This window comes from Bacillus sp. GMs2/2 (assembly GCF_050172095.1).
Classification (GTDB): domain Bacteria; phylum Bacillota; class Bacilli; order Bacillales; family Bacillaceae_G; genus Bacillus_A; species Bacillus_A cereus.
Map to the genome: position 1 here is coordinate 1 of NZ_JBNLYE010000104.1, position 13,633 is coordinate 13,633.

Below are 13,633 nucleotides of genomic sequence, written 5' to 3' on the forward strand. Positions count from 1 at the left end.
CAAAAAAGGACTGCCAGTAATGGTGGTCTTTTTTAAATTGGTAAGATTGTACTAGGTTGAGCAAAAAAATGGAACCGAAAAAGTTATTTCTAATGAGGATAGCCTTCTTATGATGAAGTTTCATTCAGTGAATCTGCAAGCAAACATAAAAGAAGGAAAAAATTACGATTTTACTTTACGTGGATATAGAGTACCTATACTTTCATGGTTTCCAAATTTAGATGGTGCCGAACCACAAAATTAGCACTATTCTTTAATAAAAAATCCTACTCATTTTTTAATGAGTAGGATTTTTTATTAAAGAGCTATTTCGTATTAATTTGTGCCATCATTTAATATGCTATTTTTAAATGATTTCCAAATTTGATGACTAATTATCTAAATTTCTAAATTCTACAAAGCACTATCAATTAAACAATTATTAAATATATCTTCTCTCTAAAACATCGTATTATCATTAGCTGCTTCACTTGGAATCTCTTGAATTACATCCCAGTGTTCGACAATCTTTCCATCCTTGATACGAAATATATCCACTATAGCAACTCCCTTATCTTGAGAATTAGTACGAGAGTGTACATGAAGAGCAACTGTATCCCCTTCAGCTACTACACGTTTAATCTCTGCAGAGGAATTAGGATTTTTAACAAAATCCTCCTTAAAGAAATCCATGAAGGCTTTTCGTCCATCAGCAACAAAAGGATTATGTTGCTTATAATCTTCGCTAACATATTTAGGGATAATATCGATATTATGTTTGTTAAAAACTTCATTATAGAAATCAACTACCATCTTTTTATTCTTTTCATTTTCTTTTACTTCTTTTGATACAGAAGCGACATTTTCACTCTTTATTGAGTTCCCTTTGTTATTACCGTTGGAAGCTTGATATACCAAAGTCGAAACTACTCCTAAAATAAATACAGAAATAATTGCTATGATTAAACTTTTCTCTAATTTCATATATACCTACCTCTTCTACTTAAATAAGTTTTCTTCTATAAAAAGTTTGAAGAAGGAGAAACCTTCCCCAAAATGTAATATCAGGGGTAATGTTAGGAATTTCATTTATCCTAACCTCCCCCTATACAAGGCATATTAGAAACGATTAATTCTAACTTAATACCTCATTAACAGTTGCACTGTCCACAATTTGAATAAACTTCTTAACCTTATCGTTCTCATCAAACTTATAAAGGTGACAAAAATCTGCTACAAATGACTTCCCTGTAGCTTTATATGTTCCACTATATTTTCCATAAACGATAACAGTATTGTTATTAAAAGCATAAATTTCATCTTTAGCGCTATAGTCATCCCATTCTGTGCCAAGACGTTCATGTACGTTTTTCACTACTTCATCTGGACCTATATAAGTACCTGCATATGGAAACCCAGCAGCTTCTGTCCAAGATACATTTTCACTTAAATACGTTTTGAACGCATCCAATTTCCCTTCGCCAGTTAACACATACGTTTCATGTAATAGTTTTTGATATTTATTCATATCATTAACCCCAAGGCATTTCTTTTGTTACAACTTTTGCACTTAATTCTAATACACCTTTATTTGCATAGCCTGGATATGCTGCTTCAAGTTTTGCCACAAAATCTTTTGAAGTTCCACTTTCCTCAGAAGCTTGAACCGCCGTTCTTAGATAATCCATTGTCGCAGTAAGTGCTTGATTATTTAGGGATTTTTCGATTGATCCATGGCTAGGCACAATTATGTCAGCATGTAATGCTTGTAATACTTTCAAGTTCTCAATCCATGCCTCCATATCCGCTTTTGAGCTAGTATCCGCTAAGAATACATGTATTTCGTTAAATACATCGATACCACCAATTAATACTTTTAGTTCTTTATTAAATAGGCTAGTTCTGTAATGATCTAAGCCTACTAGTTCAAATGTTAACCCCTGAAAATCAATCGCTTTTTCTTTAAATACTTGAGGTAATACCACGTTACTTGGTGCATTTTCTCCAAGGACGTCTTTCCAAACTTTTAATTTCCCTAAGACAGAATGAACGATATGTTCAACAGTAGACTCTGTTGCATACGCTATAGCTTCTGGGTAAAAGGCTTTAATGCTCTCTAATCCAAAGTAGTAGTCTGGATCCCCATGAATAATAAAGATTTTATCTAGAGATAAGTTGTTTTTTTTCAAATACTCTACAATTTCTTTCGAATCAGACTGCGTAAATTTTGAGTTTATTAAAAATGCATGTCCTGCTTTCTCAACTAATGTTGCTGTGACCATAAAGCTTTTTTCGTCCGAACTAAACACCGTTAATTTCACATCTTTTTGATTTGTATCGATTGTTTTAAACATAGTATGTTATTCTCCTTTTGTTAAAGTTATTAACTAATCATCATATTTTTATCTTGTTCCGATAAAATCTCCCACTCCCATTTATCTGAAAGTGTAATAGTACTAGCGAATATTCCGGAGATGAATGTCAGATGGCCTAAGATAACATGTTTGCTACTATATCCTAAATTTTCTTAATATAAATTTTTAAAACGCGCTTCAATTTTATCCGGTGTCATTACGCCACCACCAATAGGAATAATTTGATTATCCTTTTGTAAAAGTAATGAAGGATAGCTATTAACATCAAGCTGTCGAACTTTATTGAAATCATTTTGGACATCTATTATTGTTTCTTGAGCGTTTAAACGTTCCAATACTTGTTCAGGGTCCAAACCATGCTCGATTGCAATTTTGCGATATGTTTCAGGATCACTCAGACTTTGGCCCTCATAATAAAACGCTTTTTGCATAGCTGAAGTGAATTCTAATAAACGGTCTGGCGCTAATGAGCGTAAAGCTGAAAAGCCAATTGCAGCATCTTTCGAATTCATTTTAAAAGTCCCTTCCTCCACCAATTTTTGATAGGAAGGACCAAATTCAGCACCTGTAAGTTGATTAATTCTTTTATTTCCTTCTTCTATATATGAGAAGTTTTTCATTGGTAAATTATCTAAAAATAGCCCTCCACATAAAACCGTTAATGGTACTTCAGTGTGGTTTTTGTAAAATCCTTTAATACTTTCTGAAAAACCATAGCACCATCCACAATATGCATCCCATACGTAAATAAGATTATCTTGTTTCGTCTCCATTTAAATCTCCTACCTTTTTTTTATTATCCAGCTCAACTAAATTTTTGGTTTATATAGGTACATCTTTTTATACCTTGTTCTTTTTTAGATACCTTACTATATTTCCCCAAAACTAATATTTCCAAAGAAAGATCCACCAAGGTTTTTAACAAAAGATAACATTGCACCTTATTGCTCCGTAACAGAAAATACTAAAGCTTGGAATATGCATTGATTTGAATGTGTTAGTAACTTTCTACACCGGGTGGCAACGTATGGACCACCATCCTTAATTAAATATATAAATCATATTTTTAGCAGATATTAGTTGTAACTAAATTAATTACATCTTTATGTAACTATTTTAGTTACAACTAATATAGAAGTCAATTCTTTTTTTCGAAAACATTAAATTTCTACATTAATCTACAACCAATCCCACTCTTTAAAAAAATATATCAACGATTATTCGATTATATCGATCGTAACTCCGAATATATCAACGTTTCGACACAACATATCGATTTACCGACAAATTTCGAGCGCGTTATCTCCTAAACTAACAACCAATCCCACATCACGTTCACCTACAAAGAAAAAAAGCACCAGGTCCCCCCGATGCTTTCCCCCACTCTAAAACAAATGACAAGCCACCTGATGCCCCTTCGCAATCTCAACCATCTTCGGTACTTCCTGTGCGCATTTTTCAGTGGCGAATTTGCAGCGCGTTCTGAATTTGCAGCCGGATGGTGAGTTGAGTGGGCTTGGTACTTCTCCTTGCAAAATGATCCGTTCTTTGCCTATGTTTGTTGGATCTGGTTCTGGCATAGATGAGAGTAGTGCTTGTGTGTATGGATGTGCCGGTTTTGTGTATAGGTCTTCGCTGTCGGCAATTTCTACTATGTTTCCTAAGTACATGACTCCGATTCGATCTGATATGTGTCTTACCATCGATAAGTCATGTGCGATGAATAAGTATGTGACGCCTGTTTCTTCTTGGATGTCTTGCAGCATGTTTACAACTTGTGCTTGGACGGAGACATCTAGTGCTGAGATTGGTTCGTCACATAAGATGAAATCTGGTTTTACAGATAGTGCGCGCGCGATGCTGATGCGCTGGCGCTGGCCTCCACTAAATTCGTGCGGGTAGCGATATAAGTGTTCTTCTTTTAATCCTACCTTTTTTAGAAGGTCTAATATAATTTCTTTTTGCTCTTCTTTTTCGTAAGAGCCGTGAATGTTCATTGGCTCGCTAATAATTTGGAATACGTTCATCGACGGATTTAATGATGCGTATGGATCTTGGAAAATGATTTGCATTCGTTTTCTATATTCTTTTAGTTCACTTTCCTTTAAACTTGCAATGTCTTTTCCGTCGAATAGGATGTTCCCTGAAGTGACATCGTGTAAACGAATGATACTTCTTCCTGTCGTTGATTTTCCGCAGCCCGATTCTCCTACTAATCCGAATGTTTCACCCTTTTTAATTGTGAAGCTGAGGTCATCGACTGCTTTTAATTGCTCTGTTTTTCTGCCGAATAGCCCCTTTTTAATAGGAAAATACTTTTTTAAGTTCCGAACTTCAATTAAGTTTTCTTCATGCATGTGATTCACCTACTGTCTTATCGTTTAACCAGCACATGGAACGTCTTTCGTTTCCGATTTCAAAATATGGCGGACGCTCTTTTTCACAAATGTCCATCGCTTGCGGGCAACGCTCTGCGAATGGGCAACCTTGTGGCGGGTTTAATAAGTTTGGCGTTACACCTTGAATTGGCGCGAGTCTTTCTTTTACGCCGTTCGATATTTTCGGCAGAGAGTTTAATAGCCCTTTCGTATATGGATGATTCGGCGATTGGAAAATATCAAGTACAGGTCCTTCTTCCATAATAAGTCCGCCATACATAACGATAACGCGTGTACAGTTTTGTGCGACTATTCCTAAGTCATGCGTAATAAGAAGTAACGCCATGTTCGTTTCGTTTTTTAAGTTTTTCATTAAATCTAGTATTTGTGCTTGTATCGTTACATCAAGTGCTGTCGTCGGTTCGTCCGCAATGAGAAGGTCTGGGTTACAAGACATTGCCATTGCGATCATAACTCGCTGCTTCATACCGCCGCTTAGTTCATGTGGATATTGTTTTATCCTTTCTTCTGGTGAAGAAAGACCGACTTGTTTTAACAAGTTGACCGCAATCTGCTCCGCTTCTTTCTTTTTCACTTTTTGATGCCGTATAATTACTTCCGTCATTTGCTTTCCAATTTTCACGACTGGATTTAGCGCAGACATTGGATCTTGGGATATAAGTGAAATTTGATTTCCTCTAATAGAACGCAATTCTTTCTCAGATTTAGAAAGGATATTTTCATTATGAAAAAGAATTTCCCCTTCTTTCACTTTCCCTGGTGATGTAACGAGAGACATAACAGACTTCGCCATCACACTCTTTCCGCTTCCAGACTCCCCAACGATACCAACTACTTCTCCTTTATGTAAACGAAATGTAACGCCGCGAACCGCTTCTACTTCTCCGCTTTCTATGAAAAAAGAAGTCTTTAAATTATTCACTTCTAATAGTTTTTCAGACAAGCTTCTCACTCCTTTCACTTAACACTTTAGTTTTCATTTCCAGCTCCTTTTGGCGCGAAAGCTTTCTTCAATGCTTCACCAATTACGTTAAAGCTAAGTACCGTTAAAAGAATAAGGAACCCTGGGAAGAGTGTTAAATACCAAGCTTCACCTATGTATCCTTGCGCATTGTTTAGCATGCTGCCCCAAGAAGAATCTGGTTCTCTAATACCTAAACCTAAAAAGCTAAGTGATGATTCCATTAAAATCGATGTCGCAATTGTTAATGTCGCAGCGATAATAATGGTTGATAAAATGTTAGGAATGATATGTCTTACAATAATTGTGAGTGATTTCTGTCCTGATACTTTTGCATATAAAACGTACTCACGCTCTTTTACAGATAGCGTTTCTGCCCTTACAATACGAGCGGTGTCCATCCATGTTAGTAATCCAATAATAAGAACTAACGTCGTAATCCCTGGTTTTAAATAAGCATTTAATAACAGCATTAAGAAGAATGATGGAATGGACATAAGTACTTCAACAATTCGCATTAAGAAGTTGTCTAACTTTCCGCCAAAATATCCGCTAATTGTTCCGACCGCGGTTCCGATTGTAATAGAAACAACCATTGCAAGGAAACCGACCGCAAGTGAAACTCTTCCTCCATATAATGCCCTCGTTAAGTAATCCCTTCCGTAATCATCCGTGCCGAAAGGATGACTCATACTCGGTTCTTGTAAGCGATCTGGAATCGACATTTTGCTAGGATCGTATGGCGATACGAATGCAAAAATCGATGCAATTGTTAAAACCGCAAGGATAATCACTCCCATTAGTACAAACTTATTTTTCGTAAAACTACTTTTTATCGTTTGAAATCTCCTATTATTCATTCCAAATCACCCCCTCATTCGAATGCGCGGATCTACTACGCCATATAAAATATCAGCAATTAAATTACCGAGAATTAACATGAATGATGATAGTAATGTAATTGCCATAATAATTGGATAATCAAATCTAAAAATAGCATTTACCCCAAGTGAACCAAGTCCCGGCCATGAGAATACTGTTTCCGTAATAAACGCTCCGCCTACTAAACTCGGAATAGATAATCCAAAAATCGTGATAATCGGTATTAATACATTTCGAAGTACGTGATTAAATAAAACGGTTTTCTTTGAAGCACCGTACGCATATTGAATTTGTACATAGTCTTCTTCTAATTGCTGAATTGTACTGGAACGAATATATCTCATATAAACAGAAACGTTTTGGAACGCTAGCACCATACAAGGTAAAATGCCGTGCTGGACAATATCCCAGACGGAATCTTGACCGACTGTACGCATACCCATACTCGGAAGAAGATTCAACTTTAAAGAGAATAAGTAAATTAATAATAACGCGAACCAAAAGACTGGCATGGAAATTCCCACATAAGAGATAAAGTTCACAATGCGATCAAAGATAGAATTCTTTTTCACACCTGTAAGTAGTCCAAGCGGGATTGCAATTACAAATGAGACAAGTAAAGATGATCCCATCAACCCAATCGTCGCAGGTAACCTTTCTACAATAAGGTCTAAAACAGGTCGATGGTTTTGAAGTGAATAACCAAAGTTCCCTGTTACAATATTTTTCAACCATAAAATATACTGCATATAAATCGGTTGATCGAGCCCTAAACTTTTGCGAATACGCTCAACATCAATTGGACTCATATTCGGCGTAACAAAGTTTCGAACTGGATCGCCCGGTGCTAGTTTTATTAATAAAAAAGAAATAATAGAAATAACAAATAAAAGCGGAATTGCATTTAAAAGCCTCTTCGCAATTACTTTATACACAAACTTCCCCCCTCAGATAAAGAAGCTGATTTCCACCAGCTTCTTTACTGTTTGTTTCTTATTTCACTTCATAAATCTTAGATAAATCTTCAAACATTGTAACTGGAATTGCTTTTGCTTCTTTCAATCCATCAAACTTCTTATCTACTGCAATAACTGCTTTCGGATACGCGATTGGTAGATAAGGTAAGTCTTCTCTAGCTGTCTCTTGAATTTTATGGTATAGTTCTGCGCGTTTTGTTTTATCTGTTTCAACTGCAGCTTCTTCCCATAACTTATCGAAATCAGCGTTTTTATAACGTGCGTAATTGTATTCAGCATTACTTAAGAATAAGCTCTTATATGAATCTGGCTCAGGTCCCATTATGTAACCACCGAATGTAATATCATATTCTTTATTCTCTTTATCTAAGCTTTTGTCACTTGCTGCACTAGCATCTAATGCATTCAGTTCAACTTCTAAGCCAACTTCTTGTAATTTTTGTTGTGTATAAAGCGCTAAGCTTTCCATAATTTTATTATTCGTTACATACATAACGCGTACTTTTTCTTTATCTTTCACGCCAGCTTTTGCTAATAAATCTTTTGCTTCTTTCTTATCATACTTATAATCTTTAATGTCTTTTGCATAATACATAGCGTCTGGCGTTAAGATTGAATTTGCTGGTTCTGCAAATTGACTCGAAACGAATGCTGAGTTAATCATTTCTTTCTTATCTAACGCATGCGCAATTGCTTGGCGCACTTCTTTTTTCTTCATTAGATCTGTATTTTGGTTATAAGATAAGTAGAATAATCTACCTTCAGGGAATGTCACCATCGAGAAGTTCCCAGTGCTATCTAATTTCTTAAAGTCTTGCGGCTCAATCATCTTCATGTTGATTTGACCATTTTGTAGTGAAACATTTGCTGTATTACGGTCTTTTACAACGCGGTATACGATAGAGTCTAACTTCGCTTTACCACCTACATAATCATCGAATCGATCTAATGCAACGTACTCATCTGATTTATATTCTTTAAACTTAAATGGACCTGATCCTACAGGCTGTAAGTTTTTCTTACTCTTCGCTAAATCTGCTTCCCCTTCAAATACATGCTTCGGAATTGGGAAGAAATCATTCATTACACCTTCAAAAGATGCACTTACTTGTGGTAAAACGAATTGAGTTGTTAACTCATCTACCTTTTTCACCTCAAGTGGCTTTCCTTTAAAAACAAAGTTTTCACGACTTGAGCTATTTTGTTTCTCATCTAAAATAGATTGGAATGTAAACGCAATATCGTCTGATGTAATTTTCTTACCATCATGCCATTTCAAATTATCCTTTAGTTTTAAAGTCCATGTTAATTGATCCTCTGAAGGCGTAAAGCTCTCAGCAAGAACAAATTTTTTCTTACCGTCTTCCATATGATACAGCGGTGCATATAAAGCTTGCTGCACGGTTAACGACACACGATCATTCGCATAAAGCGGATTCATCGTATCCGGATTATCGCTAACACCAATCGTTAACGTTCCTCCATCTTTCGGAGTCCCTGATTTACTAGTGCCTGCTTGCTTCGAATCTTTTTCCCCTGAACAAGCAGCTAATGCAATAAATAATAGTAGGACAAATGGTAATACAAACAACTTCTTCTTCATATTTCGACCCCTCTCGACTATTTACACCTATAAGAAAACTCGGGATTAATACCGAGTTTTCTTATAGGCTTTAAATTACCACTACCCGTATGTATTGTCAAACTTTTTCGCAAAGGTAGAAAGTTTGTAATCTATTCATGCATTCTTGCGATAAATTATATTTATGCGGAGGGGAAAATAAGTTAGAAAACTAGCAGCCTACAAAAAATTCCTCTTAAATGATTGTTATATAGGATCGAAAATGTAGAATGAAATTAAAGACAAAAAACACATTTAGGAGGTTATCATGACATTTGAGGAATTGAAAAAAAACAAACCAACAACCTCATGGGTTGAGTATGATGAAGATGGGGAATTTTTCACTGAAGAAAATATAAGCGCAACAAATACGGCCCTTGACACTTACATTAACAATTTACAGCAATTAGGTGAGAATCCAACCGAAGTCGAAGTTATGAAATTAAATGAACTAAATATCGAACATGACCATTTTATCGAAACAATGGAAAGAGAAGATCTCTATGAATTTATCGATGCAGCTGCACGAATAGCTGGCTTAGAATCTGAGGAAGATATAACAGAGGAATGGCGGGAGTGGTAACAAAGGCTGCATTTACTCCTTCATAAAAATTCATCCCTTATTCTCCGATTGGAAAATAAGAGACGAACAAAGACAATCTACTTAACTCCCTTAAGGTTTTAATAGTTTAATATTTGATTTTCAAGTTTGCCTTCACAAATTCCTGTTAACACTGATAATAAGAAAAACAGGCCGTAAAACGGGCGATCAATTTGATTATATAGGTCATACGCTTCGCCAAGTGGAACATCCGAATCATGTGGTTGTTCACCCTGTAACAATTACTAACAGCGCGTAGAAAACATTTGGATAAATAAGAAGCAAATCAATGATTAAAAGATTGTAACCCCTACTATAAGAAATACTATTATTACCAAAGGAAGAATGATAATCATAAAGGATATTATTATTGTTAATAATGCCTTCCATGCTGAAAATTGCTGTGCTTCTCCTAAACATTTTAAGGAAATAATGATTGTCCAAATTCCAATAACTATATCAATTATGGCAAAAATAAGAAACAAAATCGTTAAAGTTATGCTACTATCCATTTCCGGTGTCTCACTCGTAAAGTTTTCTATCCCAAACAAGAAAAATGAAGGCACCCAAACTAATATAAGAGAATAAACGTAAGGGATATAAGAATAGGCAACTGAGTAACGTGTTTTTTCAAAGGTACCTTGTCCACCAAGTTTTTTTGCCACCCAATTAAATAACGCTGGTAGCAAAAAATAATAAATTAAGAAAGCAACGAAGGTACCGAATATAACCATTGAGATTATTGAAACTGGACTACTTATTGAATCCCCCACATTTTTAGAAGATGCTCGATCTAAAGTCTGTACAAATGAGCCTAATAAAATGAGTAAAAACACATTCTTTGGTTTGGATATAAAAATTTCTTTCATTGTATCACGTGGTTTTGTCCAAATGGAGAACCAAGGATTAAGTGCACGTTTAAATTGATTTTCTGGAGTTTCCATATAAAAAACATTCCCCTTTCTTAAAATATATTAAATATAATTTCCCAATTATCCCAGTTATGTACATATAAATATTAAAGCATAAATAGTCGGTTATTTAAATGTAAATATTCAATCATTTAATTTCATCTGAAACTTAGGGGGAGTGCTCCTTAACAATTCCCTCCACATTGCTTTGCATTTTTAACTATGGGCTGAGTAGTTACTCTCATTTTGGAGTACCTTACATTCTTTAATACACGGGATAAACAGTTATAATCTTATCCTTAATAAGAACAAACCTAATTTTCATTCCTTCAGATGTTTTACCAGAATATAATCTTCCATTTATACCTCTTTTATTGCTATAAGCCTCGTGAATGGCTTCCATAAGAAGAGTGCAATTATATACTTGAAATGCAACAAATCCTCTTTAAAAGCCTATACGTATTTTCCCTCCATCTTCTATATGCTTCCGTAAATAATAATACTTATGGAGTTCTATAATCATATAAAACAAAACAAACGAAAACACTGTGCATGCAGACATAAATACAATTGCCCCCATCTGTTGTGTTGCAATGCTAAGAATTATATTAGCAATTAACTGCCCCGATCCCGCTGCAATAGCTGCTACTTTTACACCACCATTTCCTTTTGACGACTTTGATTTTTTTCTTGGTTCCTGAAGTTTTTCAATATGATTTTTATAAAAATAATACAAAGCAAAACCATACAAACCAACTGAAAAAATAAAATAGATGGGAGTTTGTAATTGTAACACTTCATAAGCATATTTTTGCGTTATAACCAATAATCCGACTGAACATATGGCGCCATATACTCCTCGAAATAGGGTGTATTGTAATTGTCGTTTCCGAGGGTTGATAGCAATCCATATCGCCCACAAATTTAAAAAAATAACTGGAGGAGTTACTATATATACATAGAGTAATCGAAAAGGATTCGCAAAAGCGGGCAACAGAATAAATATGTCCGCTCCCACAAGAACAAGGGCAATTATTTGGAATCTTATTTCATTTACAGGATAAAGAGCCATATAATATTCAAAAACTTTTTTATTAAAATCTGTATTTTTTTTCATGTTAATTAAACCACCCCGCTATTGTTGACCAAGCTTTTTTCGAACCTGTTTTCACCATCACCATCTAAATCAACATCCCATTTTACACCTTTTGTGAAATATTATTCCCTTCTCGAAAAGAAGATCAACCCATTAATAAGATCTAGACTTATCAAAAATCTCAAAAACCTGGAGACTTTTCCTGTATCGAATCTATTAGGACTCACACCATGCGCAAAACCTTCGGCTATTGGTTCTATAAACAAAAGACATTGCAATGTTGCAAGAAATCTTAAATCATAGCACACCACAGATTTTCACTTAAATATATTGGTATCACTAAATAAGAAAAAAGTAATATCTTAGTTACATTTCAAATTTTCAAAATAAAAAGGGCATACCCCTTTCGGAATTGCCCTTTACCTTAAGAGTATATGTCAGCTTATTATTTATTTCTTTTCACAAAATGATGAATCCCTTCAAAGATTACTTCTTTTAGAGCTTCTGCATAATCCGAATAACCTTGTTTCCCTGCAATTATTTCCAATAATCCCCTTACATTCCCATCAAGTATTATAGTAACTCCTGGCGTTAGTTCACCAGTTTCTTCATTCTTAAATGTTTCTTTTATCATAATTAATTTATTTTCTTCAATGACCTAATCCTCTCTAACTAAATAGCTTTTATTCTTATCTTCCCAGTATCTATATTCATAGGGTACTTTTTCATCAAATCGCTGTAAATACCCTCTCCAGTTATTCGGAATATATTCTTCAAAAGATATTGATTCCGGATAATTAGAATAAAAAATTAAACGCTCAAAATCTATTAGGAAACATGGATTATAATCATAATAGGCTTCTTCTCTATTAGTTCTTAGTTCCCTTAAAAATTCTAACCTAATATCTTCTGTAAATCTTTTATATTTTTCTATTCTTTCTAAAAAGTTAGCTATTGTAGTCTCATTTAAAATACTAATGCCTTTTCTTTCTTCTGGATATTCACTAGGAGAATAACCAGCTTGATTATAATCTAAACACCATAAATCCGATTCATTTATATACCAATTGAGCTTATTTTTATATTTTACACCCACTATAATATTTTCGGCGTATAAAGGCTTAATCATTTAACTCGTTCTCCTCTCTTACTTAATAAGTTTAGCATTTCGTCCATATTCTACCAACCACCGACTAGTGGGGTCAGGTAATTCGTATGCAATACCTTCAAATCCATATTTATCAAAAGTACCCTTGTCAACAATTTTAGGAGCTGTTCTACCTTCGTTAAGTGGATTAGTTTTATAATCCTTCTGAATAAAAACAGCCTATGTAGTTATACAGGTTCTTCAACCATAAGTAGTTGTTTTCTTCCGTAAATTACAACCTTTTTTGTCCCTCCTTTTAAGAGAACAATAGAACCATTTGGTAAAAACTTTTCTTTAGAAAATTGCATAATTCCCCACCCTTGCTTTATCTAAATGTAATTCTATATTCATGATGTTGCTTCTCCCTTTTCTTTTCCGCATTCTTTACTGACTATAGGAGAACCACGATTATATACTTAAAATTCAATACAGACTCTTTAAATGGTTTCATGTGTTCTACCCCCATCTTCTATATGCTTCCTTAAATAATAATACCTATGGAGTTCCATAATGAAATGAAACAACATAAACGAAAGCATCGAGTATACACACATTAATACAATTGCTACCATCTTTTGTGTTGCAAAACCAAGACTGATATTAGCAATGAGTTGACCCAATCCTACAAAAGCCAATACTCCGAAACCAGAGTTTTTTTTCGATGACTTTGATTTTTTGATTGGG

17 protein-coding genes and 3 pseudogenes are annotated in these 13,633 nt (G+C 34.7%); 3 read left to right on the forward strand and 17 right to left on the reverse strand.

Annotated elements, in window-relative coordinates; translation table 11 throughout:
- Positions 1-109 precede the first annotated feature (109 nt).
- On the forward strand, positions 110-244 hold the full coding sequence (locus tag ACQGS6_RS14610; RefSeq protein ID WP_000975275.1) for a hypothetical protein: 135 nt from the start codon (positions 110-112) through the stop codon (positions 242-244).
- A 194-nt stretch (positions 245-438) separates the two neighbouring features.
- Here the strand turns inward: ACQGS6_RS14610 and ACQGS6_RS14615 are convergent, their stop codons facing one another.
- The 9 genes from ACQGS6_RS14615 to ACQGS6_RS14655 form a co-directional block, all read right to left on the reverse strand.
- Positions 439-963, reverse strand: coding sequence for a nuclear transport factor 2 family protein (locus ACQGS6_RS14615; protein WP_000764201.1), 525 nt, complete (start codon positions 961-963; stop codon positions 439-441).
- Positions 964-1,114: 151 nt separating this feature from the next.
- Positions 1,115-1,507 carry a nuclear transport factor 2 family protein gene (locus ACQGS6_RS14620; protein ID WP_001046361.1) on the reverse strand — a complete coding sequence of 131 codons (393 nt, stop codon included), beginning with the start codon at positions 1,505-1,507 and terminating at the stop codon, positions 1,115-1,117.
- Between the two features lie 4 nt (positions 1,508-1,511).
- Entirely contained in the window at positions 1,512-2,333 is an 822-nt protein-coding gene (locus tag ACQGS6_RS14625) for a hypothetical protein (RefSeq protein ID WP_000477267.1), read from the reverse strand.
- A 173-nt stretch (positions 2,334-2,506) separates the two neighbouring features.
- Positions 2,507-3,127 carry a DsbA family protein gene (locus ACQGS6_RS14630; protein WP_000448621.1) on the reverse strand — a complete coding sequence of 207 codons (621 nt, stop codon included), beginning with the start codon at positions 3,125-3,127 and terminating at the stop codon, positions 2,507-2,509.
- Between the two features lie 612 nt (positions 3,128-3,739).
- Positions 3,740-4,711, reverse strand: coding sequence for an ABC transporter ATP-binding protein (locus ACQGS6_RS14635; RefSeq protein WP_242785444.1), 972 nt, complete (start codon positions 4,709-4,711; stop codon positions 3,740-3,742).
- On the reverse strand, positions 4,704-5,696 hold the full coding sequence (locus ACQGS6_RS14640) for an ABC transporter ATP-binding protein (RefSeq protein WP_242785443.1): 993 nt from the start codon (positions 5,694-5,696) through the stop codon (positions 4,704-4,706). The genes ACQGS6_RS14635 and ACQGS6_RS14640 overlap by 8 nt, the downstream gene beginning before the upstream one ends.
- A gap of 26 nt (positions 5,697-5,722) precedes the next feature.
- The gene (locus ACQGS6_RS14645; RefSeq protein WP_001065306.1) at positions 5,723-6,574 is read right to left on the reverse strand and encodes an ABC transporter permease; all 852 of its coding nucleotides are present in this window, start codon (positions 6,572-6,574) and stop codon (positions 5,723-5,725) included.
- A 6-nt stretch (positions 6,575-6,580) separates the two neighbouring features.
- Positions 6,581-7,531, reverse strand: coding sequence for an ABC transporter permease (locus tag ACQGS6_RS14650; protein WP_242785442.1), 951 nt, complete (start codon positions 7,529-7,531; stop codon positions 6,581-6,583).
- Positions 7,532-7,589: 58 nt separating this feature from the next.
- Positions 7,590-9,176 carry an ABC transporter substrate-binding protein gene (locus tag ACQGS6_RS14655; RefSeq protein ID WP_242785441.1) on the reverse strand — a complete coding sequence of 529 codons (1,587 nt, stop codon included), beginning with the start codon at positions 9,174-9,176 and terminating at the stop codon, positions 7,590-7,592.
- A 286-nt stretch (positions 9,177-9,462) separates the two neighbouring features.
- On the opposite strand from ACQGS6_RS14655, the gene ACQGS6_RS14660 reads away from it, so the two are divergent.
- Positions 9,463-9,777 carry a hypothetical protein gene (locus ACQGS6_RS14660; RefSeq protein ID WP_242785440.1) on the forward strand — a complete coding sequence of 105 codons (315 nt, stop codon included), beginning with the start codon at positions 9,463-9,465 and terminating at the stop codon, positions 9,775-9,777.
- Positions 9,778-9,875: 98 nt separating this feature from the next.
- Here ACQGS6_RS14660 and ACQGS6_RS14665 read toward each other — a convergent pair whose 3' ends face one another.
- The 4 genes from ACQGS6_RS14665 to ACQGS6_RS14680 all read right to left on the reverse strand — a co-directional run bounded on the left by ACQGS6_RS14665 (position 9,876) and on the right by ACQGS6_RS14680 (position 11,823).
- The gene (locus ACQGS6_RS14665) at positions 9,876-10,037 is read right to left on the reverse strand and encodes a hypothetical protein (RefSeq protein WP_242785438.1); all 162 of its coding nucleotides are present in this window, start codon (positions 10,035-10,037) and stop codon (positions 9,876-9,878) included.
- Between the two features lie 51 nt (positions 10,038-10,088).
- On the reverse strand, positions 10,089-10,739 hold the full coding sequence (locus ACQGS6_RS14670; RefSeq protein ID WP_242785436.1) for a Yip1 family protein: 651 nt from the start codon (positions 10,737-10,739) through the stop codon (positions 10,089-10,091).
- 232 nt (positions 10,740-10,971) lie between these two features.
- A complete protein-coding gene (locus ACQGS6_RS14675) occupies positions 10,972-11,109 on the reverse strand; it encodes an EndoU domain-containing protein (protein WP_084796672.1) in 138 nt (45 codons plus the stop codon).
- Between the two features lie 42 nt (positions 11,110-11,151).
- Entirely contained in the window at positions 11,152-11,823 is a 672-nt protein-coding gene (locus ACQGS6_RS14680) for a hypothetical protein (protein ID WP_000742405.1), read from the reverse strand.
- A 101-nt stretch (positions 11,824-11,924) separates the two neighbouring features.
- On the opposite strand from ACQGS6_RS14680, the pseudogene ACQGS6_RS14685 reads away from it, so the two are divergent.
- Positions 11,925-12,149: pseudogene (locus tag ACQGS6_RS14685) on the forward strand (tyrosine-type recombinase/integrase); the annotation flags it as partial.
- A 98-nt stretch (positions 12,150-12,247) separates the two neighbouring features.
- On the opposite strand, the gene ACQGS6_RS14690 reads toward ACQGS6_RS14685, so the two are convergent.
- The 4 genes and pseudogenes from ACQGS6_RS14690 to ACQGS6_RS14705 form a co-directional block, all read right to left on the reverse strand.
- Positions 12,248-12,457 carry a hypothetical protein gene (locus ACQGS6_RS14690; protein ID WP_043308071.1) on the reverse strand — a complete coding sequence of 70 codons (210 nt, stop codon included), beginning with the start codon at positions 12,455-12,457 and terminating at the stop codon, positions 12,248-12,250.
- Between the two features lie 3 nt (positions 12,458-12,460).
- The gene (locus ACQGS6_RS14695; protein WP_000595040.1) at positions 12,461-12,931 is read right to left on the reverse strand and encodes a hypothetical protein; all 471 of its coding nucleotides are present in this window, start codon (positions 12,929-12,931) and stop codon (positions 12,461-12,463) included.
- Between the two features lie 178 nt (positions 12,932-13,109).
- Positions 13,110-13,257: pseudogene (locus ACQGS6_RS14700) on the reverse strand (DUF4176 domain-containing protein); the annotation flags it as partial.
- Between the two features lie 129 nt (positions 13,258-13,386).
- Positions 13,387-13,633, reverse strand: a pseudogene (locus ACQGS6_RS14705) (hypothetical protein); the annotation flags it as partial.